A 22,474-nucleotide genomic window follows, 5' to 3' on the forward strand; every position below is an offset into this window, starting at 1 on the left:
AATACCCTAACCACTATAATTAAGGTATCTCTAACTGTGGTATCCGTCCATGACCAAGCCCGATGTATTTATTACGTTTGGCGTCACTCAAGAAGAGAAATAATTACTAAAGAAAATTGCGAGTCCGAAGTGAGCAATCAAACCAGTTGTGCTAAGAACTCTGATTAGGGGACTGAGGCATAGACTTAAAAGGACTGACCCTAAAGAGTCAGCAGATTCCTCCCGCGACTAGAAGCCCTCGGCTTTCTATGCGATTTTCTATAAGCGGTAGTCTTCGATGGGAATGGGGTTGAGAGATTTTTGGTAGAGTGCGATCGCCTTTAAATTCGATCCAGAACGATCGCCCGATTTACTGCAAAAAACAGTCGGCTAACAGATCGGCCGCCGATCGCAGCCTCCGGGCCACTCCACCAACCAACGGCATATCAACCAACTCAGCGATTGTTGCACTTCCGTGAACAAGAGAAAACCACTCGCAACTTACTAATGCGACTGCTCCTTGGAGGCACGACATTAATTGTTAGCGTCGGTGTCTGGCCAGGAATTTAAGCACCTTGAAACCTCTACCAAGGTGGATTGAACATCGAGCTAGCAATTCCTCAAAGTCTATTTTCTAGAGAAGCTACTACCATGTCTCTGCCAAACTCATCCCTGAATCTATTTAAACTTAAGCGCAAACTTTCCCTGCGATCGCTCTTGATTGTCCCGTTTGTTCTACAAATCTTTGCAGCAGTTGGATTAACGGGATATATTTCTCTGAGAAATGGACAGAAGGCAGTCAATGATGTTGCCAGTCAGTTGCGACAAGAGATGAGCGATCGCCTCAACCTGCAAGTTCTAAACTATTTGGAAAAACCTTATATTGCCGGACAAGTGATCGTAGCTGCCGCCCAAGAGGGTCAGCTTGATTTAACAGATTTCACCAAACTGGAACGAACTTTGTGGCGGTTAGTCAGCCAAAATACCCTCGAAGACGTGCAAATTGGTTTAGAGGACGGCACGAATATTGCCCTAGATACAACAATCAATGACGGCATCGTTTCTCGCCTCAGTGACAAAGCGCGTCTACCTCAACGCCGATTCTACAAACTTGACGATCGAGGTCAACGGATCGCACTGCTCAAAACTCAGGCAGAGTTTGACCCTCGGACTCGACCCTGGTATCAAGTTGTACAGGAAGCTGGAAAACCAGCCTGGACATCTGTGCCCTACGTCAGCAGTTCGTATAACTCGGCTACGCTGGGTCTATCCCAGCCGATTTACAATCGCGATGGAACGTTACTAGGGGTGCAAAAAAGCACCTTTCGGCTGGACAAGATTCATCGTTTTCTGAGCGAGTTGAAGGTGGGCAAAACGGGACAAACGTTTATCGTAGATCGATCGGGCAATCTGATTGCCAGTTCAACGATCGGTCAGCCTTACATTATCGATCTTAAAAATGAGGAGTTGCAACAAATTCCTGCCGTCAAGTCTGAAAGTTCTGTAATTCGTGCCACAGCGCAAGCTATCCTCGATCGATTTAGCAACTTCAACGCTATTGCACAGAATCAACAGCTTGATTTTATGCTAGCAAACCAACGGCAGTTCGTGCAGGTTTCCGCAATTCGAGACGAACGAGGTATCGATTGGCTCAGTGTCGTTGTGGTACCCGAATCAGATTTCATGGCACAAATCAATGCCAATACTCGCACCACAATTTTGCTGTGTCTAGGGGCTTTGGTGGTGACGACTATACTGGGTCTTTTTACTTCGCGTTGGATTACCAAACCGATTTTGCAGCTACAAACAGCCAGTCAGGCGATTAGTTCGGGACAGTTGGATCAAACACTTCAGGTGCAAGGAATTAGTGAATTAGAATCGCTGGCAGATTCCTTTAACCAGATGGCAGGTCAACTCAAAACCTCCTTTATCGAACTGGAAAGCCGTGTCGAGGAACGCACCGCAGAACTGCAAGAAGCAAAACAGGTAGCTGATGGCGCGAACCAAGCAAAAAGCGAATTTCTCGCCAACATGAGCCACGAACTCCGCACTCCCCTCAACGGCATTTTGGGCTATGCTCAAATCCTCAACCGCAGCAGCGCATTGCCAGCAAAAGAACGTCATGGGGTAGAGGTCATTCACCAGTGCGGTTCTCATTTGCTGACGCTGATTAACGATGTGTTGGACTTGTCCAAAATTGAAGCCGGCAAATTAGAACTCACACCTCAAGCGATTCACTTTCCCTCATTCCTCCAAGGTGTGGCTGAAATCTGCCGCATTCGTGCCGATCAAAAAGGCATTGACTTTGTTTACGAGCCCGATCCGCAGTTGCCGGAAGGGGTTTTTGCCGATGAAAAACGGCTGCGTCAGGTGTTACTCAACTTGGTGGGAAATGCGATTAAATTCACCGACAAAGGTTCTGTTACGATCGAGGTTGCCGTAGTTGAGAATCATCCCAATCCGTCCACTCGCTTTTTCAAATTTCAAGTTGAGGATACGGGCGTAGGAATTGCGCCCGATCAATTGGATAAAATTTTCCAGGCTTTTGAACAAGTGGGCGATCGCAAGCGCCAAGCCGAGGGCACGGGTTTAGGATTGGCGATCAGCCAAAGAATTGTCCAACTCATGAACGGAGAAATCCAAGTTAAAAGCCAACCCGGAGTCGGCAGTGAGTTCTTTTTTGAGGTGGAACTGGCGATCGCCACCGATTGGGCACAGCAAAACTCCTTCACAACTGGAAAACAAATTATTGGTTACGAAGGACAACGGCGCAGCATACTTGTGGTAGACGATCGTTGGGAAAACCGAGCCGTTCTGGTCAACTTGTTAGAACCACTAGGATTTCAAGTTAGCGAGGCAGAAAATGGACAAGCAGGATTGGAAAAAATCCGACAGTCTCAACCTGACTTAGTGATTATAGACTTGGCAATGCCAGTCATGGACGGCTTTGAACTGCTCAAACAAATTCGCAGTGCAAATGATTTGCAACACCAGAAGATCGTAGTCTCTTCTGCATCAGTATCACAAGCCTATCGACAGATGAGTTTAGATGCAGGGGGAAATGATTTCCTGGCCAAGCCAGTGGAAGTCAGTGAATTATTTAACCTCTTAGCCACTCATTTGGCATTAAAGTGGAAATACGGAATCGCAGCGTCAAACGACTCGGGGCCATCCACTCCAACGACTGCTTTACAGAAGCCAGAAGGGATTATTCCTTCTCCTGGAGAGTTAAAGACGTTACTAGAACTGGCAGAGCAAGGCAACTTAAAACGGCTACGAGAACACACAGAGTATCTTGCTCGCTCTAACCCTCGTTACGCTGATTTTGCCTCACAAATTCTTCAGCTTGCCAAGCAATTTAAAGACGAAGAAATTGAAGAGTTGCTAAAACAACACCTCACAGAGAAAAAAGCCGATGTCTAGTCCTGAATTAATTCTTGTGGTGGATGATACCCCTGCGAACTTAGAAGTGGTTTGTGAAACCTTAAGTGATGCGGGGTATGAAGTAGCAACCGCAATCAACGGCGATCGCGCTCTTAAGAGAGTCCAAGCTTATCCTCCCGATCTGATATTGCTCGATGTTCAAATGCCAGGAATTGACGGCTTTGAAACCTGCAAACGTCTGAAGGCAGATCCGAAAACAGCCAGTATTCCCATCATTTTTATGACCGCTCTCTCCGATGCCGACAGTAAGGTGAAAGGATTTGACTTGGGTGCAGTGGACTACATCACCAAACCATTTCAAGAACAAGAGGTGCTGGCACGGGTGAAAACTCATTTGCAGCTAAGACAGTTAACTAAAAATCTCGAACAGCGTGTAGCTGAGCAAACGGCTGATTTAGAAGCAGCACTCACACAACTTCAACAGTCTCAGCTTCATTTAGTCCACAGGGAAAAAATGTCTGCTTTGGGCAATTTAGTGGCGGGTGTCGCGCACGAGATTAATAACCCGCTTGGCTTTATTGTTGGCAATCTGAAACCCGCTCAGGACTATATTAAAGACCTCTTTCAACTGCTCGCTCTCTACCAACAAGAACTCCCTAATCCGAGTGCCGCGCTACAGGCTTTTTTGGAGGAAATAGACTTGGAATATTTACAAGAGGATTTACCTAAGTTAATCGATTCGATGCAAGAAGGAGTCGATCGCATTCACACAATCAGCAGCAGTTTAAGAACCTTCTCGCGTTCTGATTGCGATCGCCCCATTCATTACAATATCCACGACGGGATTGACAGCACGATCTTGATTCTCAAGCATCGCCTCAAAGCCAACGAATGTCGCCCGGAAATTCAAGTCATCACAGACTATGGCGATCTGCCGCAGGTAGAATGCTTTGCCGGACAGTTGAATCAGGTATTTATGAATGTGCTGGCCAATGCGATCGATGCCCTTGAGGAATCAAATAAAGGACGCAGTTTTGCTCAGATCGAAGCCAACCCCAACCAGATTACTGTCAAAACCCAATTGTCGGAATCTCAGGCAGCGATCCGAATTCACGATAATGGGATTGGCATGACGGATGCGGTGAAGCAAAAAATTTTTGAGTATCTGTTTACCACCAAAGGCGTGGGGCAAGGAACAGGGCTGGGATTGGCGATCGCTCATCAAATCGTAGTCCAGAAACACTCTGGAACTCTAGAAGTCAACTCAACTTTAGGTGAAGGTACAGAGTTTGTGATTTCAATTCCGCTGAAGGATCTCGCGGTAAAAGACATTCAGGCAAGGATCGGCGTTGACGCAGCATAACAAATCGTTGCAGCGGCAGCATAAAGATGATTGATAGCGCCCCTTCAAACCATCCAAACTATTGATATAGTAGTACGCGGTGCAAAAAACGGTAAAACATGACAGCCACAAATCTCGTCAATAAATTTGAGTACAAACCCCTATACAAGCCAAATCAATTAATTTGCGGAACCGGGCAAACAGCCATAGTCAGCGGCCCGACAGTAAAAAGTGCGATCCTCTCGCCCGGGCTGCACTAACGGCAAAAATTTACAAGCTCAAGAATATGCTGCGATCGGGTAACTTTACTAGGACTCAGGTTTTAGCGTAGCTGTCAACGAATTATTAGCTTGAAAAACTTGCCAAGAATGCCATCTTATGAAATAATTTAAAATGTTAAATTTTTCAACTAGAGCGAGCTTCAAAAATAAAAATATATATGGATAGATTTCGAGTAGAAGTTATTTCTCAAACACCAAATCCTCAGCAAGTAATTTACGCAGCCCTCCATCAAGACTATACCGAGAATTTCGTGTTTGACGAGCGCGATTCCTGGCCCTGTGAGGCAGAATGCGGAGAAATTATCGTAAAAAGGCTCTTAGCTGGCGATCGGGGGCATTACGGCCCCTTAGAACATCCCCAAATTATCTTTAATTGTGGCTATTTTCCCCACAGTGTCATGCAGCAAGCCAGGACACATCGGGTAGGAGTATCCTTTGATGTGCAATGTCTTGCTGCTGATACCGCAATCACTTTTGTTGATTGCGAGGGAAGTGCTGGCAAGAAAAATTTGAGCAAAACTATTGGAGAACTGTATGACCTTTGGACTAATGGGGAAAAAGCGATTCGTTCTCGGTCTATTCGAGGTCGAAATGGTGAACCACCAGGCGAATATCGTCGTGACTGCAAGCAAAGAATCCGTAAAATGCGCTTGCGAGTTTTAAATGAACAAACTGGCTTGTTTGAAGTGGGTCATATCAAAGATGTAATGTGTAGCGGTATTCAACCCGTTTATAAAGTTACATTGGAAGATGGCAAGACTTTAGAGTGTACTACCAATCACCGTTTATTCACCGCAAGCGGTTGGCAAACAATGAAAGATGCGGTTGGATTGACAACCGCATCTGATGGCAATGTCGTTAGCATAGCCAAAAACTCCTATGTCATGTGCAATGGTTTATCAGTGACGGACGATAGGCTTTACACAGACAAATCATGGCTAGAAGCCCAAATCGCAAAAGGATTAACTATCAAAGAAATTGCTGGTTTATCGGCTTGCTCTATTGCTACGGTTAAAGTATGGATTGATAAATTTGAGTTGTCTTTAAAATGCTCTAGTCCACATTATCTTGACAATCATAAACCTTGGAATTACAATCCTCATGCCCTCTATCGCAACAAGGCTTGGTTGGTAGAGCAACTTAATCAAGGACTGCACGCCGATGAAATAGCGACTTTAGCTAACTGTTCAATTGAGGCGGTTAAAAAATGGATCTATGCTTATGGATTGTCTCTAAATAAGCGAAAACCTGGAAGAGATGAACCTTGGAATAAAGGTAAAGGAGGTTATCAACTTAACCTCTCTGAAGAAAGCCGCCAGAGACGAATCGAAAATGCAAAAATCTACACGCAAAGAGGTGCTGAGTCTAATTTTTGGAAAGGTGGTACTTCTACGGATCGAGAATTAATTGGCGCTTGGACGCGGCAAATTGCGCCCCAAGTCCATAAAAAGTTTGATTTTATTTGCCAGAAATGTGCTGTCAGAGGTGGTGTTCTTCACGCCCATCACTTAATACCAGTTTTTGCAGATAAATCTCTTGCTTATGATTTTGATAATCTAGTGACTTTCTGCAAAGAATGTCACGAATATATTCATCAAAAAAACTTAGAGCTTGAATTTGCTAAAGCTTACTCGCCAATATTAGAGCCGGAAAATTGGCAAGTCAAGCCAAAGCAAAAAGGGAGAAAATTGCGTTCTCATCCCGTAAAAGTCAAGAGTGTTGAATATATTGGCGAACAAATGACTTATGACCTAGAGGTGGATGGTGAATGGCATAATTTTGTTGCTAATGGTTTAGTAGTACATAATTCCCTGCGCTATACAGGCAATCAATTTCTGGATGTAGCAGTTGGCAAAAAAGATATAGAAGATATTTTTTACCTGCGTCCAGTAGATTATTATACAGACCGCGAAGGCAAAAAATACTACTATTCTCCCGAACAAAGACAACAAGATTTACAGTGGTGTCTAGAAGCAGCTAAACGTTATAAAATTGACTTCGACGGCGGTATGTCCGAAGAACACGCCAGAGGCAAATTACCCTTTGACTACCGCCAGCATTTTGTAGTCAGTTTCAATTTAAGGTCTTTCCTGCATTTTTCTGACTTGAGAAATAAGAAAAATGCTCAACTGGAAATTCAAAAACTCTGCGAAATGATGTGGCCTCATTTTGAGAAGTGGGCACCCGACATTGCGAAGTGGTACACAACAAATCGTCTGGGAAAAGCAAGGCTAGCACCGTAATATACAGGGTACTCCAGGTTTGTGAAGTGTAGTAGGGACACCGTACCGTGCCTTGTCCCTACGGGGATTGAGCGATAGGCTGGTATACTTCACAAACGTGGAATCTGCTGTAGCCGAAGGTAGAAGGAAGAAACAAGATGAAATTAAAAATTCTGCAACTGCATGAATTAGCGATAATCCCCCAATATGCCCATGATACTGATGCTGGACTGGACTTATTTTCTATAGATGAATTAGAAATTGCTGCTGGAGAAAGCAAGTTAATTCATACAGGTATATCCATAGAACTACCTGAAAAAACAGAAGCCCAAATTCGTCCCAGAAGCGGTTTAGCTCTCAAGCACCAAATCACTGTACTCAATGCACCAGGAACAATAGATGAGGGCTATCGAGGCGAAATCAAAGTAATCTTAATCAATCACGGTCAAACTTCTTTTCAAGTGACAAAAGGCATGAAAATTGCTCAAATGGTAATCGCGCCGGTAATTCGCGTGGAAATTGAAGAAGTAAAAATGTTAAGTACCAGCTCTAGGGGAGATAATGGATTTGGCTCGACTGGAATCTCGCCATAAATGACTTGTCTCGATACAGTTATAATTCTACATTTTAAATGGACAATACACCAGACAACTACGAACCCCCTCAAAGACCAAACTGGGACGAATACTTTTTAATGTTGGCCAAATTAGCCGCAACTCGATCGACTTGTTTGGCTTTTCCTGTAGGCGCAGTGATAACTAAAAACAAGCAAGTTTTAGCAACGGGTTACAACGGTTCGCCGTCAGGTTCGGCACACTGTACAACTCAAGGCTTCTGCTATCCCGGTTTGAGTAGTTGCGACGCCAGCAAAATTTTGCCGTCAAGGGCGGTTCACGCAGAAGCAAATGCGATCGCCAAAGCTGCTAAACACGGTATATCTACTGCTGGGGCCAGTATTTACGTCACCTTAGAACCCTGCATCTATTGTTTGAAATTAGTCATTGCGGCTGGAATTCGAGAAGTGTTTTACGAAACGAGTTTTAACAGCGGAGAAAAAGCTGCTTTGAGAGATACTTTTATCAGTGAAGGTATTGTTGAGTTAAAACAAATTCAGCTATCTGAAGATACAGCAAAAAAGGCGGCTTTGTTTTTATTGCATCCTACATCTGTGTCCAAAGACGCTGTAACAGGAATTGTAGGCCCAGGCAAACAATAAAACCTAACCCCCCCAACCTCTCTGTTTGCACAGGGGTTGGGGAAAGATTTTTACCGCCTCAAAGCTAGCTGTGAGACGGGCATTTTCTCAAGCTTTATCTTGCTGTCTGGAACGCTTCAGGATGCTGATGACTTCTCCGGGATTGCGAGTTCGCGTCAACTTGCTTGCGCGTTCCTACTTCGGCTGTCCCCAAACTGTGCAAGCGGTGAATGATGCCCTTAACCCATTTGGGATCGCCGAGCTCTCATCATGCGGTTGGCCGGCTTGCCGGAAATCGTTAAAGCGTCGGCGACAACGCTAGCAGGGGAGCGATCGGCTTGTGCAGGTAATTTCTCTGACATAGGGTTTTACCAAGTTTCTAACCAAATAATGTTTGTAACTACAAACATCATACCTTACTTGATGTTTATAGTTACAAACATTTACGTCCTTAAAATCCTCTGAGATGATTGGAGGCATGGGAAAAGCAGGAAAAGCACTCAGGCAAGTCTTAGGAACTTACGGTATCAGCCAAAATCGCCTCGCGGTGACAATGGGCATTAATCGATCTACTGTTTACCAGTGGGTGAACGAAGTTAGCGATCCTCTAGCTGAAGCGGTAACGGAAATAGTCAAAGCTTTAGAAAATATTGATGAAGCTGCTGCGGAAGATTTTATCAATCTGTATCTGGGGCGATTCCTTGAGAAAAACGATCTTCGGGAGGAGGACAACAGTTAAATTTAAGGAACTCGGCGATCGAGCCAAGCTCTAGTTTATAAGCCAGAGCTTAAGCCTTCTTCTGATATAATTCGAGACGCATTATTTTGGCTTGTGACTAAATGATTACCATCATCTACTCCTCGCAATTCCTCGAACATCAAACCGGGTACATGCACCCCGAACAGCCCGAGCGACTTACGGCAATTATAAATAGATTAAAAGCCTCAACAGTTGCCAACTTAATTGAATGGGTCGAGCCTTCTTCCTCCAGAAATGCAATCGAGGCGATTAAACGGGTTCATTCCATGACCTACATCGACTTGGTGAGTGCTTATTCTGCAAGAGGTTGGGGCTGCTTTGAGTCAACCCAGATTTTTCCGAAAAGCTTTGAAGTGGCGGAGCTGGCTGTGAAAGCTTGGTTAGATGGGGTTGATAGAGTTTGGATGCAAGGAAAACCTGTTTTCGTTTTAGCAAGACCTCCAGGACATCATGCACTCCCAGATGAAGGTATGGGGTTTTGCATTTTCTGCAACGCAGCCATTGCCGCTATTTACGCACTTACTAATGAGAACATCAAGCGTGTTGGCATTCTAGATTGGGATGTCCATCATGGCAATGGAACCCAAGCTGCTGTAGAAAATTACCCCAACATCGCGTTCTGTTCGATTCATCAATCGCCCGGTTATCCGCACACAGGAAAATCACAAGAACAGGGCAAATTTAACAACATTTTGAATCTCCCCATAACCCCAGGTAGCACTATACAAAAGTACCATCAATTGTTTGAAACCAAAGTTCTCCCCTTTTTCCATAACTTTTGCCCAGATTTGCTTATTGTCAGCGCAGGCTACGATGCCAACCAAGCCGATTTACTGTCTAAAATAAATCTACAGCCCCAAGACTATGCTGCACTTACGCAATACAGTCTAGAAATTACACCGAGGGTTATGTTTGGTTTAGAGGGTGGGTATGAATTAGACAGTCTTTCGAGCTCAGTCTTGGAGACAATTAGGCAATGTTTAAGTTCGATCGGTCAATCAAACTCATTCACAACTTGCAAATAGTCGATCGCGGCATCTATCCTCGAAGAATACTTAAAAGCAAACTGATCGAACCAATATCCCTCATCGGAATTCTTATCCAACTTTTTCAACCAAACCTGAGCTTGCCTAACTTTCTGTCTGTGCGTTTGTACGTCCAACTGCGGCCCCGCGACTTTTTCTGCTGGCTGCGGTTCCAGTGAAGCTACTTCCCGAGCTTGATTTGGCGCTGCGTGCTCAGCCTTAAGCGGTTGCTGTGAAGCCACTTCCCGAGATTGACTTGGCCCTTCGTACTCAGCCTTAATTTGAGCTAAATCCTTATCCAAAGGACTAGCATACAAATTTATATCTGATGTTTTAAATGTTTGATTTGACGGCACTGCTGCTTGTGGCAAAGGCGCTTGTGCTTGCACCGACGCCTGACTTTTCAACTCAGCAATTTTTTGAGATGCTTGATACTCTGCCTTAAGTTCACCTAATAGGCGATCGATCGATTCCATAACTTAAACCCCCCTAAAAAATGCTGCTGGGTCAACTGGCCCAAATATAATCGCGTGAACTTCGCCCGCCTCCTCAATCAGTTATTGCATTCAGCAATACCTCTGTCAGGGTCATTCCTTCAATATCATCCATCGTGACAGTATCAACGATATCGAATTTAGCCCCGGCGCTTTGCAGTTCGTCATCCAATATCTTGAGAAACTTAGTAGCTTCCGGCGCATTCCCTACTTGAATGAAAGAAATCGCCAACTCTTCATCTCGATCGAGCTTCCGGGAAGCCTCTATAATCGTTTTCATCACTTCTTTGCGATCGTCCGGTTCCCCGTCCGTCACCACTAATATTGTTTCCCCATTTTGCTTGGTCTTACCGGATGCTTTGCGCTGAAAAAAATTGTTCAGAGCGTCTTGCAGCACAGCAGCTAAATTGGTAGTCCCCGCAGGTTCGTTTTCTTGGAAAATTTGCACGACTTTAGCTGCTGTTACGTTGTCGTAGCGCTTGAAGCGACCGGAAAACACATAAACTGTTATGCCGTCAGGATCGAGTTCTTCGCATTTATTCGCCAATGCGATCGTCGATTCTTGCATGAGCGCCCACCGACTTTTACCGCCCATCTGGTCTTTCGTGTACATACTGCCGCTTTTGTCAATGATGATGGTATAATCGCGGTTCTGAAGCATAAGATTTTTCCTGTTAATTAAGTTTTTCCCAAAAATATCAAAACCAGCGAGCAGAAGCTGTTGAGCTTTAGTTGCTCGCTGCGTTTTTTAGTTGATTTGCGATCGCAAAGACCGGAATTTAAGCTGCAACTAAAGCATCTTTAAGTGGCTTCCAGCTAAAAGCTCGATCGCCCCCCATCTCAACTGCTATTTTAACTCGCGGTTCTAACGTCGGCAAAACAGTCAAATACTCAATCTCCTGACTCGACAAAACTTGCCCTTCAATAATCCACAGCACCAGTCCTTTTGCTTTCGGTGGCAAATTGTCTAATTGAGTTTTCAACATCGGCGGCACGTAGTATGTATAACCAACCGACGCTTCATTGCCAGTAGTTTTCTTGCCCAAATGCGGCGGCCGCACGCCGTGAACCCCGGTCAAATACATCGCCAAATCGCCCAAACCCCGCGCCGTAATTGTGTACGCACCGTAGCCCGCAGCCCTCAGCCTGCGTAGGTAGCGCCCCTCAAATCCTCCCTCTAAAGGAACGTACAGGGCCAGCGACCCCGACTTTTCCAAATCCCGAATCAGATCAGATCCCGTCGTAATCAGTCCCATAAATTTGTGTTTCCTGCTGTATCAAAATTTGGTCGATCGCTGCTTGCGAGCTTAAAATATTATAAATCCTAAAGTTGAGGCGAAAAATTCTCATCGCGGCCTTGACAAACGGCAAACACTTCATGTACTATTGTGAATTGTCGTCGCCGTAAAGGATACTGAGTACATTTATGCTCAAGTCCTGGCGCAAACAAGCAAGACCGAAAAAAAACTCGGAGATTTAGCAGGTAAAAAGCCGCATATCTAAACTCTTGCAAGACTTCCACAAGCTCGCTCCCAAATTTAAAACTCCAATTTTAAACACCGAGGAAGGCTGTTGGTTGATAACAGTTAATTGCAGGAACACTGAAATAAATGTTTCTGCACAAGAGCAAGCGGATTGACGTAAACTTCGCAATCCGAAACCTCTTGCGTACATAAAAGGAAAAAAATCCGTGTCTGTAGGCATTCTTGGCACTAAACTAGGCATGACTCAAGTGTTTGACGACGAAGGGAGAGCAATCCCTGTCACCGTCATACAAGCAGGGCCTTGTACAGTAACGCAAATTAAAACGAAACAAACTGACGGCTACAGTGCCGTTCAAGTTGGATACAACGAAGTCAAACCAAAGGCTCTCAACAAGCCAGAATTGGGACACCTTGCCAAGTCTGGGGCAAATCCATTGCGCCACTTGCAAGAATACCGCTTGCAAGATACCAGTTCATTTGAATTAGGTCAACAAATAAAAGCAGATACCTTTACACCGGGACAAATAGTAGATGTCATCGGTACAAACATCGGTAAAGGTTTTGCAGGTTTTCAAAAGCGCCACAACTTTAAACGAGGCCCTATGTCTCACGGTTCCAAGAACCACCGCGAGCCTGGATCGATCGGGCCTGGAACAACTCCCGGTCGCGTTTATCCCGGCAAAAGAATGGCAGGACGTTTGGGCAACGTTCAAGTCACCGTCCGCAAACTAACAATTGTCCGGGTGGATGCAGAGCAGAATTTGCTGCTAATTAAGGGAGCAGTTCCCGGCAAAGCTGGCGCCTTAGTCAATGTTGTGCCTGAGAAAAAAGTAGGACGTTAGTCAGTAGTAAGTAGTCAGTAGTCAGCAGTCAGTAGATAGTAGTTGGCCGTTAGTAGCAAGCAATAACTAAGAACTAAAAGCTGAAAACTAAGACCTGAAAACTAAGACCTGAGAACAGACAACAGACGACAGACAACAGACAACAGACAACTAACAACAGACAACTAACAACAGACAAAGGACAAAAGATATGGTTAACTGTGTAGTGCGAAATTGGCAAGGCGAAGAAGTTGGGGAAACAACTTTAGAACTGCGCGTAGCCAAAGAAGAAAATGCGTCTCACATCGTTCACAGAGCATTGACGCGCCAACTGAATAACGCCCGCCAAGGAAATGCTTGCACCAAAACTCGATCGGAAGTCAGAGGCGGTGGCCGCAAACCCTGGCGTCAAAAAGGCACCGGCCGAGCCAGAGCAGGTTCGATCCGTTCTCCGCTGTGGCGGGGCGGCGGTGTCATCTTCGGGCCAAAACCGAGAGACTTTGAAGTCAAAATGAACAAAAAGGAACGCCGTCTCGCTTTGCGGACAGCATTCCAAAGTCGCACCGAAGACATCATTGTGGTTGAAGAATTTGCAGAGCAATTTCCGAGACCGAAAAGCAAAGAATTGCTGAGTGCGATCTCCCGCTGGGGCATCGAACCCGATACAAAAGTTCTGTTAATCTTGCCAGAACCGCAACCAAACGTCTACTTATCAGGACGCAACATCGAATTAGTAAACGTCATCTTGGCAACTTCCCTAAATGTTTACGACGTTCTCGCGGCTGACAAAATTATCGTCACATCTACAGCCATAGCTAAAATTCAGGAGATTTACGGTGAGTAAAATCGACCCCCGCGACTACGCAGATTTGATCCAGCGTCCGATTCTCACCGAGAAAGCTACCCGAATGATGGAATTAAATCAATTCACCTTCGACGTAGCCCCCAAAGCGACCAAGCCTCAAATCAAAGCTGCAATCGAAGAACTATTTAAGGTCAAAGTCATCGGCGTCAACACCCAAAATCCGCCGCGCAAAAAGCGTCGAGTTGGCAAATTCGTCGGCTTTAAACCTTGTTACAAGCGAGCAACCGTAACCCTGACCGACGGAGACTCGATCCGCAAACTCCTATTCCCAGAAGTCTAGACGATTTTGGATTTTAGATTTTAGATTTTAGATTTTAAATTGCGGTTAACTGGTGGAAATTATCGAACCAGAAAACTCGTAAGTTAACCAAAGATCGCCAATCTTCAACCTAAAATCTAAAATCGATAAACGTCAAATCCAAAATCCAAAATCCAAAATCTAAAATAGATCGATTATGGGCATCCGTTCTTACCGGCCTTATACCTCCAGCACCCGGGAACAAACCGTCTCGGACTTTGCTGAAATTACCAAATCAGAACCAGAAAAGTCTCTAACCAGCAACAAGCACACCAAACAAGGCCGCAACAACCGAGGCGTCATCACCTGCCGCCACCGGGGAGGCGGTCACAAACGGCTTTATAGAGACATCGACTTCCGCCGCGACAAACACAGCATTCCCGCTACTGTCAAGGCGATCGAATACGACCCCAACCGCAACGCCCGCATCGCCCTCCTGTTCTACAAAGACGGCGAAAAACGGTACATCCTGCACCCGCTCAACTTAAATGTCGGTACAGTAATTGTCTCAGGCCCAGACGCGCCGATCGAAATCGGCAACGCCCTCCCCCTGAAGAACATTCCCCTCGGTACCAGCATCCACAACGTCGAGCTAGTACCCGGAAAAGGCGGACAAATCGTTCGCTCCGCCGGCTCCAGCGCTCAGCTAATGGCAAAAGAAGGTAGCTACGTCACCCTCAAACTGCCATCCGGCGAACAGCGCAAAGTCCGCGCCGACTGCTACGCCACCATCGGTCAAGTCGGCAACACCGACGCCAGAAACATCAGCCTCGGCAAAGCCGGCCGCACCCGCTGGAAAGGTCGCAGACCCACCGTTCGCGGTAGCGTCATGAACCCGGTAGACCACCCGCACGGCGGTGGCGAAGGCAGAGCTCCCATCGGACGTCCGGGGCCTGTCACTCCTTGGGGTAAACCAGCATTGGGTGCAAAAACTCGACGCAAAAACAAGCGCAGCGACGCTTTAATCGTCCGGCGCCGCCGCAAAGCTTCCAAGCGCGGCAAGGGCGGCAGACAAAGTTAGTTTAATGGGTAATGGGTAATGGGTAATGGGTAATTGGAAATAACAAATTACCAATGCCCGATGCCCGATGCCCGATGCCCGATGCCCAATTCCCTATTACCAAAACCATGTCTCGATCTCTAAAAAAAGGCCCCTTTGTCGCAGACCATCTGATGACAAAAATCGAAAAACTCAACGCCGCAGGCCAAAAACAAGTAATTAAAACTTGGTCGCGCTCTTCCACAATCCTGCCCCAGATGGTAGGTCACACGATCGCCGTTCACAACGGCAGACAGCACGTACCAGTCTACCTCACAGACCAAATGGTAGGCCACAAACTCGGAGAATTTTCCCCCACTCGTACCTTTAGAGGTCACGCTAAAAGTGGTGATAAAAAGGCGAAAAGATAGCCTAATTAGGTGACAGGTAATAGGTAGTAGGAAAACAAAATACCAATTACCAATTACCTTTTCCCCAATTACCAATTACCAATTACCCAAATCGAAATGGCTATAGATACCACATCCGAAATTAAGGCGATCGCCCGTTACATCCGGACATCCCCCTTCAAAGTGCGCCGAGTCCTCGACCAAATTCGCGGCAAAAGCTATCAAGAAGCGCTGATTTTACTCGAATTCATGCCCTACCGCGCCTGCGAACCAATCGTCAAAGTTTTGCGATCGGCAGTAGCCAACGCCGAACACAATGCAGGATTGGATAAATCCAAGCTCGTAGTTTCTCAAGCTTACGCAGACCAAGGCCCAGTCCTCAAACGCTTTAGACCCCGCGCTCAAGGTCGCGCCTACCAAATCCGCAAGCCAACCTGTCACATTACCGTAGTAGTAGCTCCGCTCCTAGAAAACTAAACCTGGGAAAAACGTAAGAGGTAATAAACAGCTTAAAGTTGAAAAAAATGGGTAATCACAAATTACCAATTACCAATTACCAATTACCAATTACCAATTAACTCATCAACTATTATGGGCCAAAAAATACATCCAATTGGTTTTCGCCTCGGCATTACCCAAGAGCACCGCTCTCGCTGGTTTGCCGATCCCAAAAACTATCCAGAACTCTTGCAAGAAGACTATAAAATTCGCAAGTACGTTCGTAAAACCCTCAACAATGCTGGCATTTCATCGGTCAAAATTGAGCGGAAAGCCGATCAAATAGACCTAGAAGTGTTCACCGCCAGACCAGGCGTTGTCGTAGGCCGCGGCGGAGCAGGCATCGAAACCTTGCGGGTCGGTTTGCAGCAGCAACTCGGTAGCAACCGCCAAATCCGCATCAACGTCGTCGAAGTCCAGCGAGTAGATGCCGATGCCACACTGATCGCGGAATACATCGCTCAGCAACTAGAACGGCGCGTATCCTTCCGCCGAGTAGTCCGCCAAGCAATCACCCGCGCCCAAAAAGTCGGCATCCAAGGCATCAAAATTCAAGTCAGCGGACGCCTCAACGGTGCAGAAATTGCCCGTACCGAATGGACGCGAGAAGGAAGAGTCCCCTTGCACACGCTGCGGGCCGACATCGACTACTCCTACTGCACTGCTCAAACCATCTACGGTATTCTCGGCATTAAAGTTTGGGTTTTCAAAGGTGAAATTATTCCCGGACAGGAACAGGAGGCTGCACCAAATGCTGCAGTACCCCGTACCAAACAAAAGCGCCGCCGCCAGAACTTTGAAGATCGATCGAACGAAGGCTAGCTAATTGTTAACTGTTAGTTGTCATTTGTTAAGTGTGAGTTGTTCCAAACCAATTAGCAATTAACAATCACCAATTACCAATTACCAATTACCAATTACCCAACTCCCTTTCGCCATGTTAAGCCCTAAAAGAACGAAATTCCGCAAACAACAGCGCGGGCGAATGAGCGGTATTGCCACCCGCGGCAATACAGTTAGCTTTGGCGAATTCGCGCTCCAAGCCGTCGAACCCGCCTGGATTACTTCCCGCCAAATAGAAGCCGGACGCCGCGCCATGACCCGTTATATCCGCCGGGGCGGCAAAATCTGGATTCGCATTTTTCCCGACAAACCAGTCACCGAGCGCGCAGCAGAAACCCGGATGGGTTCTGGTAAAGGCTCACCAGAGTTTTGGGTTGCCGTGGTCAAACCGGGCCGGGTAATGTTTGAAATTGGCGGCGTAAGTGAAGAAACTGCCCGCGAAGCAATGCGTTTGGCATCTTTCAAATTACCAATTAAAACCAAGTTCATCACTCGCGAAGAAGGCCAGTCATAGCGATAATCGAAGGTAGAAGTAGGTCGGCATTGGTCAAAATTTTAAACGGCGACAGCAATTTAAAATCGGTCATTCATAACTTTTCTTTCCTTCGACATTCAGCATCTAGACAATTCTGTCTTCTGTCATACCGATCGCTAACGAGAAAGCACACAATTATGTCTTTGCCCAAGATTAAAGAAGCTAGAGAATTAAGCGATGCAGCACTAGCAGAGCAAATTTTAGCCGCCAAGCGCCAACTAATGGAATTACGGCTCCAGCAAGCTACCGGCCGCATGGAAAAGCCTCACCTGTTCAAGCACGCCAAGCACCGCGTCGCTCAATTGATGACAGTTGAACGCGAGCGCCAAATCGCTGCTGATGCAGAAGCGACAGAAAAATCAGCCGCAGCTAAAGAAGCAGCAGGTTCGGCTCCAAGCCCAGAAGTCAGCCAAGAGTGAGCAGCAGCCTAGCCTCGGCTCGCACAGTAGCTAAAAAAAAGTCAATTGCACAACAAAAATAGGTAGCTATGGCAATTAAAGAACGAGTTGGCGTAGTAGTCAGCGACAAGATGGATAAAACCGTCGTGGTAGCAATCGAAAACCGCTCCTCCCACACCAAATACGGCAAAATCGTAGTCCGCACCAAGCGGTACAAAGCTCACGACGAAGAAAATCAGTGCAAATCGGGCGATCGCGTCCGCATCACTGAAACTCGCCCACTGAGCAAAACCAAACGTTGGACGGTTGCTGAGATTTTCGGTGCAAAAAATGGCTAACAGTTAATTCTTAATTGCTTTGAAGTATGCGATCGTCAAATCAATCGATCGACCCTGTGATTAACCATCAATTAGCAATTAGCAGTTAGCAGTTAGCAAGCATCAAATTACCTTTTCCCCAATCACCATGATTCAACCCCAGACATACCTCAATGTCGCCGACAATAGCGGAGCCCGCAAACTGATGTGCATCCGCGTATTGGGAGGTGGCAACCGCCGCTACGGCGGAGTCGGCGATGTCATCATTGCCGTCGTCAAAGACGCCATCCCCAATATGGCCGTCAAAAAATCAGATGTCGTCCGGGCCGTCATTGTCAGAACCCGCAAAGGCCTGCGCCGCGACAGCGGCATGAGCATTCGTTTTGACGATAACGCCGCCGTTATTATCAACGCAGACAACAACCCGAAAGGTACTCGCGTCTTCGGCCCCGTCGCCCGCGAACTGCGCGACAAAAACTTTACTAAAATCGTTTCCTTAGCCCCGGAGGTACTTTAAAATGTACGGAAAAAAGGGTAAACCAACTAGCGAACCGCAGCGCTACAGAATGCACGTCAAAGCAGGCGACACAGTGCAAATAATTACTGGCAAAGAGAAAGGAAAAGTCGGAGAAATCTTAAAGACATATCCTAAAGTCAGCAAAGTAATTGTTAAAGGTGTAAACATCAGAACCAAGCACGTCAAGCCCCAGCAAGAGGGAGAGTCCGGGAAAATAGTCACGTTTGAGGCTCCCATTCACAGCTCAAATGTCATGCACTATTCCGAAAAAGAGAAAATAGCCAGCCGCGTTTGCTATACATTTAGCGAAGATGGCCGGAAACTGCGACAGCTCAAAAAAACCGGAGAAATCATCGATAATTAGTCATTAGTCATGAGCTGACCAATGCTTTCCTGACAACTGACAACTGACAACTAACAATTCCCTGACCAAGCCCAGGGACAGTTAACGAAACACAAAAACTATGCCGGACAAACTCAAGGTTATTTATCAAGAAAAAATCGTTCCGAAACTGATGGATCAGTTTAAATATACTAATATCCATCAGGTTCCGAAACTCGTCAAAGTCACAGTGAACCGAGGTTTGGGAGAAGCATCTCAAAACGCTAAGGCACTGGATTCGTCGATCGACGAAATTGGCATCATCACCGGGCAAAAACCAGTGGTGACGCGGGCGAAAAAAGCGATCGCAGGCTTCAAAATCCGCAAAGGAGTACCCGTCGGCGTTATGGTGACGCTGCGCGCCGATCGGATGTACGATTTTCTCGATCGGCTGATCAACCTCGCACTCCCCCGAATCCGCGACTTCCGCGGCATCAGCCCCAAAAGCTTTGACGGGCGCGGCAACTACAGCTTGGGTTTGAGAGAACAGCTAATTTTTCCAGAAATAGAATATGACCGCATCGATCAAATTCGAGGCATGGACATTTCAATTATCACCACAGCAAACACCGACGAAGAAGGACGCGCTTTGCTTAAAGAAATGGGAATGCCGTTCCGGGACAACTAAGCACTAGAGTAAAAAGCAAAAGATGGCAGCTAACGATACCATAGCAGATATGTTGACGCGCATTCGCAATTCTTGCATGGCGCGCCACCAAACAACCCAAATTCCAGCTACAAAAATGACCCGCAGCATCGCCCAAGTCCTCAAAAGTGAAGGCTTCATCGGCGAATTTGAAGAAGCAGAAGCAGAAGGGATCAAGCGACATTTAGTGCTTTCTCTAAAGTACAAAGGTAAAACTCGCAAGCCCATTATCACGGCACTTAAGCGAGTCAGCAAACCAGGACTGCGCGTTTACTCGAACCGTAAAGAATTGCCCAGAGTGTTAGGCGGAATTGGCATAGCCATTATTTCTACCTCCAGCGGCATTATGACCGATCGAGAAGCCCGACGCCAAGGTTTGGGCGGTGAAGTGCTTTGTTATGTTTGGTAGTCATTAGTAATTAGTAATTAGTCACCGCTCGCGGGCAACAGACTCAAAAATCGATCGCTAAGGACTAATAACTAAACACTAATAATCAAGGACTAATAACTAAAAACAAAGGACAAAAAACTATGTCGCGAATTGGCAAGCGTCCGATTAGCATTCCCAATAAAGTCACCATCACCCTAGACGGTCAAAAAGTAGCCGTCAAAGGCCCTAAAGGTGAACTTTCCCGAGTGATCCCAGCCGAAATCGTCATGGGAATTGAAGGCGAGACTTTACTCGTTACCCGCCGAGACGAATCTCGCGTCGCCCGACAACTGCACGGCTTGTGCCGCACCCTAGTCGCCAACATGGTCGAAGGTGTATCCCAAGGTTTTCAGCGGCGTCTCGAAATTATCGGCACAGGTTATCGGGCACAGGTTCAAGGACGGAACCTGATTTTAAACGTCGGTTACAGCAAACCCGTTGAAATGCCCCCTCCAGAAGGCATCACAATGGCAGTTGAAGGCAACACCAACGTCATTGTCTCCGGCATTGACAAAGAACTCGTAGGCAATACAGCAGCCCGCATCCGCGCGGTGCGTCCGCCCGAAGTCTATAAGGGCAAAGGCATTCGCTACAGCGGCGAAGTCATCCGGCGCAAAGCTGGTAAAACAGGCAAAACAGGTAAGAAGTAACAATGAAGCTTACTCGCAAAGAATCAGTCCAGCGCAGACACCGCCGCGTTCGGCGCAAGGTGTTCGGCACCTCCGAACGTCCCAGACTAGCGGTATTTCGCTCGGAGCAGCACATCTACGCCCAAGTAATCGACGACACCGCCCAGCACACTTTGGCCGCCGCGTCAACCCTCGATCCCGAATTGAAGTCAACTCTCAGTTCTGGTGCCAACTGCTCCGCGAGCGTGCAAGTCGGTCAGTTGATTGCCAAACGCTGTTCCAGCGCTGGCATAGTCAAAGTCGTATTCGATCGGGGGGGCAACCTCTATCACGGTCGTGTCAAAGCCCTTGCAGAAGCAGCTCGCGAAGCGGGGTTAGACTTCTAGAGGGGGTAATGGGTAGCGGGTAATGAGTAATTAAAAAGTAAAAAGTCAAAAGTTGAAAGTTAAAAGGCCAAATCCAGATTTCTTCTATTTTTACTTTTTACTCAAACAATTACCACTTGCCGATCGCCTTTCACCAATTACTAATTCCCACAGGACAAAACTATGGCAGAACAAAAAGAACAGCGCACCAAGAAAAAAAGCAGCAGCAACAAAACGCGCGAAAAAGAATCCGAATGGCAAGAACGGGTCGTTCAGATCCGGCGCGTTACTAAAGTAGTCAAAGGTGGTAAAAAACTCAGCTTCCGCGCCATAGTCATTATCGGCAACGAACGCGGTCAAGTTGGAGTAGGAGTCGGCAAAGCTAGCGACGTAATCGGTGCCGTTAAAAAAGGCGTCGCTGACGGCAAAAAGCACCTCATTGAAGTTCCCCTCACCAAATCTAACTCCATCCCTCACCCCATCAACGGTGACGGTGGCGGAGCTAAAGTCATGATGCGGCCGGCAGCTCCCGGAACCGGGGTAATTGCAGGGGGAGCAGTGCGAACAGTTCTCGAACTAGCAGGAGTCCGCAACATCTTAGCCAAACAGCTAGGTTCTGGAAATCCCTTAAACAACGCCCGAGCCGCAGTCAATGCCCTCTCCACCCTCCGCACCTTGTCCGAAGTTGCTCAAGAACGCGGAATTCCAGTAGAAAACCTCTACGGTTAGGGCACGCGAGAATGGGAAACTGTAAGTTTTGAGTGTTAAGTGCTTGCGGTGAAAATAAAAAAATCCGCAACTCAAAACTCACGCACTCAAAACTACTGCGTACCCCCTCTCTAAATACCAATTACCAATTACCAATTACTAAAACTATGAGATTGCAAGACGCCCGACCCAAAGCAGGCTCCCAAAAGCGCCCCCGACGCTTGGGCAGAGGTATTTCTGCCGGTCAAGGCGCGAGCTCCGGCAAAGGGATGCGCGGTCAAAAATCTAGAGCCGGTAGCGGCACTAGACCCGGTTTTGAAGGTGGTCAAAATCCTCTCTACCGCCGTCTCCCCAAGTTGAAAAGCTTCCCTCTAGTGAACCGGAAAGAGTACACTACCATTAATGTAAGTAAATTAGCATCGCTGGCAGCAAACACAGAAGTTACTCTCACCTCTTTGATCCAAGCAAAAATTGTCACCACAGACGACGGGCCGCTGAAAATCTTAGGAGATGGTGAACTGAATGTACCTTTGCAAGTGCGCGCCTCGGCTTTTACCGCAGGTGCTCGCACCAAAATAGAAGCTGCAGGCGGAAGTTGCGAATTAGTTGCGTGAAGATTTGAGGTTTGAGAGTATGTCCAAATCTCAAATCCTCAAGCTTGCTATCA

The 22,474-nt window shown here is 46.7% G+C and carries 30 protein-coding genes; 26 read left to right on the plus strand and 4 right to left on the minus strand.

What is annotated here, in order from left to right; translation table 11 throughout:
* The first annotated feature begins 630 nt into the window (after positions 1-630).
* The 6 genes from OSC7112_RS26020 (at position 631) to OSC7112_RS26040 (ending at position 8,424) form a co-directional block, all read left to right on the plus strand.
* Positions 631-3,402 carry a hybrid sensor histidine kinase/response regulator gene (locus OSC7112_RS26020; RefSeq protein WP_015178693.1) on the plus strand — a complete coding sequence of 924 codons (2,772 nt, stop codon included), beginning with the start codon at positions 631-633 and terminating at the stop codon, positions 3,400-3,402.
* The gene (locus OSC7112_RS26025) at positions 3,395-4,726 is read left to right on the plus strand and encodes a sensor histidine kinase (RefSeq protein WP_015178694.1); all 1,332 of its coding nucleotides are present in this window, start codon (positions 3,395-3,397) and stop codon (positions 4,724-4,726) included. The genes OSC7112_RS26020 and OSC7112_RS26025 overlap by 8 nt, the downstream gene beginning before the upstream one ends.
* A 98-nt stretch (positions 4,727-4,824) precedes the next feature.
* A complete protein-coding gene (locus tag OSC7112_RS40195) occupies positions 4,825-4,965 on the plus strand; it encodes a hypothetical protein (protein ID WP_190274453.1) in 141 nt (46 codons plus the stop codon).
* A gap of 179 nt (positions 4,966-5,144) precedes the next feature.
* Complete coding sequence (locus tag OSC7112_RS26030; protein WP_015178695.1) at positions 5,145-7,229, plus strand: FAD-dependent thymidylate synthase; 2,085 nt, start codon at positions 5,145-5,147, stop codon at positions 7,227-7,229.
* Between the two features lie 137 nt (positions 7,230-7,366).
* The gene (dut, locus tag OSC7112_RS26035) at positions 7,367-7,801 is read left to right on the plus strand and encodes a dUTP diphosphatase (RefSeq protein WP_015178696.1); all 435 of its coding nucleotides are present in this window, start codon (positions 7,367-7,369) and stop codon (positions 7,799-7,801) included.
* Between the two features lie 38 nt (positions 7,802-7,839).
* Positions 7,840-8,424 carry a deoxycytidylate deaminase gene (locus OSC7112_RS26040; RefSeq protein ID WP_015178697.1) on the plus strand — a complete coding sequence of 195 codons (585 nt, stop codon included), beginning with the start codon at positions 7,840-7,842 and terminating at the stop codon, positions 8,422-8,424.
* Positions 8,425-8,642: 218 nt separating this feature from the next.
* Here OSC7112_RS26040 and OSC7112_RS41960 read toward each other — a convergent pair whose 3' ends face one another.
* Complete coding sequence (locus tag OSC7112_RS41960; protein ID WP_263053557.1) at positions 8,643-8,765, minus strand: hypothetical protein; 123 nt, start codon at positions 8,763-8,765, stop codon at positions 8,643-8,645.
* A gap of 116 nt (positions 8,766-8,881) precedes the next feature.
* On the opposite strand from OSC7112_RS41960, the gene OSC7112_RS26045 reads away from it, so the two are divergent.
* The gene (locus tag OSC7112_RS26045) at positions 8,882-9,142 is read left to right on the plus strand and encodes a helix-turn-helix domain-containing protein (protein WP_041623486.1); all 261 of its coding nucleotides are present in this window, start codon (positions 8,882-8,884) and stop codon (positions 9,140-9,142) included.
* A 101-nt stretch (positions 9,143-9,243) separates the two neighbouring features.
* Complete coding sequence (locus OSC7112_RS26050) at positions 9,244-10,188, plus strand: histone deacetylase family protein (RefSeq protein ID WP_015178700.1); 945 nt, start codon at positions 9,244-9,246, stop codon at positions 10,186-10,188.
* Here OSC7112_RS26050 and OSC7112_RS26055 read toward each other — a convergent pair.
* The 3 genes from OSC7112_RS26055 to OSC7112_RS26065 form a co-directional block, all read right to left on the minus strand.
* On the minus strand, positions 10,158-10,664 hold the full coding sequence (locus tag OSC7112_RS26055; protein ID WP_015178701.1) for a salt stress protein, Slr1339 family: 507 nt from the start codon (positions 10,662-10,664) through the stop codon (positions 10,158-10,160). The two genes, OSC7112_RS26050 and OSC7112_RS26055, sit on opposite strands and share 31 nt — an antisense overlap.
* 73 nt (positions 10,665-10,737) lie before the next feature.
* On the minus strand, positions 10,738-11,343 hold the full coding sequence (locus OSC7112_RS26060) for a vWA domain-containing protein (RefSeq protein ID WP_015178702.1): 606 nt from the start codon (positions 11,341-11,343) through the stop codon (positions 10,738-10,740).
* 118 nt (positions 11,344-11,461) lie between these two features.
* Positions 11,462-11,938: an NAD(P)H-quinone oxidoreductase subunit N gene (locus OSC7112_RS26065; RefSeq protein ID WP_015178703.1), complete on the minus strand. Its 477-nt coding sequence runs from the start codon at positions 11,936-11,938 to the stop codon at positions 11,462-11,464.
* Positions 11,939-12,372: 434 nt separating this feature from the next.
* Between OSC7112_RS26065 and rplC the strand changes: the two genes are divergently transcribed.
* The 18 genes from rplC to rplO all read left to right on the plus strand — a co-directional run bounded on the left by rplC (position 12,373) and on the right by rplO (position 22,421).
* On the plus strand, positions 12,373-13,008 hold the full coding sequence (rplC, locus tag OSC7112_RS26075) for a 50S ribosomal protein L3 (protein WP_015178704.1): 636 nt from the start codon (positions 12,373-12,375) through the stop codon (positions 13,006-13,008).
* A 190-nt stretch (positions 13,009-13,198) separates the two neighbouring features.
* Positions 13,199-13,831, plus strand: a complete 633-nt coding sequence (rplD, locus tag OSC7112_RS26080; RefSeq protein ID WP_006635000.1) for a 50S ribosomal protein L4 — start codon at positions 13,199-13,201, stop codon at positions 13,829-13,831.
* Positions 13,824-14,132 (plus strand): 50S ribosomal protein L23, encoded by a 309-nt coding sequence (locus OSC7112_RS26085; RefSeq protein WP_006634999.1) that lies wholly within the window; start codon positions 13,824-13,826, stop codon positions 14,130-14,132. The genes rplD and OSC7112_RS26085 overlap by 8 nt, the downstream gene beginning before the upstream one ends.
* 175 nt (positions 14,133-14,307) lie before the next feature.
* Positions 14,308-15,171, plus strand: a complete 864-nt coding sequence (gene rplB / locus OSC7112_RS26090; protein ID WP_015178705.1) for a 50S ribosomal protein L2 — start codon at positions 14,308-14,310, stop codon at positions 15,169-15,171.
* Positions 15,172-15,278: 107 nt separating this feature from the next.
* Positions 15,279-15,560, plus strand: a complete 282-nt coding sequence (gene rpsS, locus OSC7112_RS26095; protein ID WP_041623488.1) for a 30S ribosomal protein S19 — start codon at positions 15,279-15,281, stop codon at positions 15,558-15,560.
* Positions 15,561-15,656: 96 nt separating this feature from the next.
* Positions 15,657-16,016, plus strand: a complete 360-nt coding sequence (gene rplV, locus OSC7112_RS26100; protein WP_015178707.1) for a 50S ribosomal protein L22 — start codon at positions 15,657-15,659, stop codon at positions 16,014-16,016.
* 114 nt (positions 16,017-16,130) lie between these two features.
* Entirely contained in the window at positions 16,131-16,859 is a 729-nt protein-coding gene (gene rpsC / locus OSC7112_RS26105; RefSeq protein WP_015178708.1) for a 30S ribosomal protein S3, read from the plus strand.
* A gap of 115 nt (positions 16,860-16,974) precedes the next feature.
* A complete protein-coding gene (gene rplP, locus OSC7112_RS26110) occupies positions 16,975-17,394 on the plus strand; it encodes a 50S ribosomal protein L16 (RefSeq protein ID WP_015178709.1) in 420 nt (139 codons plus the stop codon).
* 158 nt (positions 17,395-17,552) lie between these two features.
* Positions 17,553-17,834 carry a 50S ribosomal protein L29 gene (gene rpmC, locus OSC7112_RS26115; RefSeq protein WP_015178710.1) on the plus strand — a complete coding sequence of 94 codons (282 nt, stop codon included), beginning with the start codon at positions 17,553-17,555 and terminating at the stop codon, positions 17,832-17,834.
* Positions 17,835-17,902: 68 nt separating this feature from the next.
* Positions 17,903-18,151, plus strand: coding sequence for a 30S ribosomal protein S17 (gene rpsQ / locus OSC7112_RS26120; protein ID WP_015178711.1), 249 nt, complete (start codon positions 17,903-17,905; stop codon positions 18,149-18,151).
* Between the two features lie 127 nt (positions 18,152-18,278).
* The gene (gene rplN / locus OSC7112_RS26125; protein ID WP_015178712.1) at positions 18,279-18,647 is read left to right on the plus strand and encodes a 50S ribosomal protein L14; all 369 of its coding nucleotides are present in this window, start codon (positions 18,279-18,281) and stop codon (positions 18,645-18,647) included.
* Position 18,648: 1 nt separating this feature from the next.
* Complete coding sequence (rplX, locus tag OSC7112_RS26130; protein ID WP_015178713.1) at positions 18,649-19,011, plus strand: 50S ribosomal protein L24; 363 nt, start codon at positions 18,649-18,651, stop codon at positions 19,009-19,011.
* Between the two features lie 100 nt (positions 19,012-19,111).
* On the plus strand, positions 19,112-19,657 hold the full coding sequence (rplE, locus tag OSC7112_RS26135; RefSeq protein ID WP_015178714.1) for a 50S ribosomal protein L5: 546 nt from the start codon (positions 19,112-19,114) through the stop codon (positions 19,655-19,657).
* Positions 19,658-19,679: 22 nt separating this feature from the next.
* Entirely contained in the window at positions 19,680-20,084 is a 405-nt protein-coding gene (gene rpsH / locus OSC7112_RS26140) for a 30S ribosomal protein S8 (protein ID WP_015178715.1), read from the plus strand.
* Between the two features lie 122 nt (positions 20,085-20,206).
* On the plus strand, positions 20,207-20,755 hold the full coding sequence (gene rplF, locus OSC7112_RS26145; protein ID WP_015178716.1) for a 50S ribosomal protein L6: 549 nt from the start codon (positions 20,207-20,209) through the stop codon (positions 20,753-20,755).
* A gap of 2 nt (positions 20,756-20,757) precedes the next feature.
* Entirely contained in the window at positions 20,758-21,120 is a 363-nt protein-coding gene (gene rplR, locus OSC7112_RS26150) for a 50S ribosomal protein L18 (RefSeq protein ID WP_015178717.1), read from the plus strand.
* Positions 21,121-21,282: 162 nt separating this feature from the next.
* A complete protein-coding gene (rpsE, locus tag OSC7112_RS26155) occupies positions 21,283-21,828 on the plus strand; it encodes a 30S ribosomal protein S5 (RefSeq protein ID WP_015178718.1) in 546 nt (181 codons plus the stop codon).
* A 146-nt stretch (positions 21,829-21,974) separates the two neighbouring features.
* Positions 21,975-22,421, plus strand: a complete 447-nt coding sequence (gene rplO / locus OSC7112_RS26160) for a 50S ribosomal protein L15 (RefSeq protein WP_015178719.1) — start codon at positions 21,975-21,977, stop codon at positions 22,419-22,421.
* The last annotated feature ends 53 nt before the right edge of the window (positions 22,422-22,474 follow it).

Origin of the sequence: Oscillatoria nigro-viridis PCC 7112 (genome assembly GCF_000317475.1) — a bacterium.
Classification (GTDB): domain Bacteria; phylum Cyanobacteriota; class Cyanobacteriia; order Cyanobacteriales; family Microcoleaceae; genus Microcoleus; species Microcoleus nigroviridis.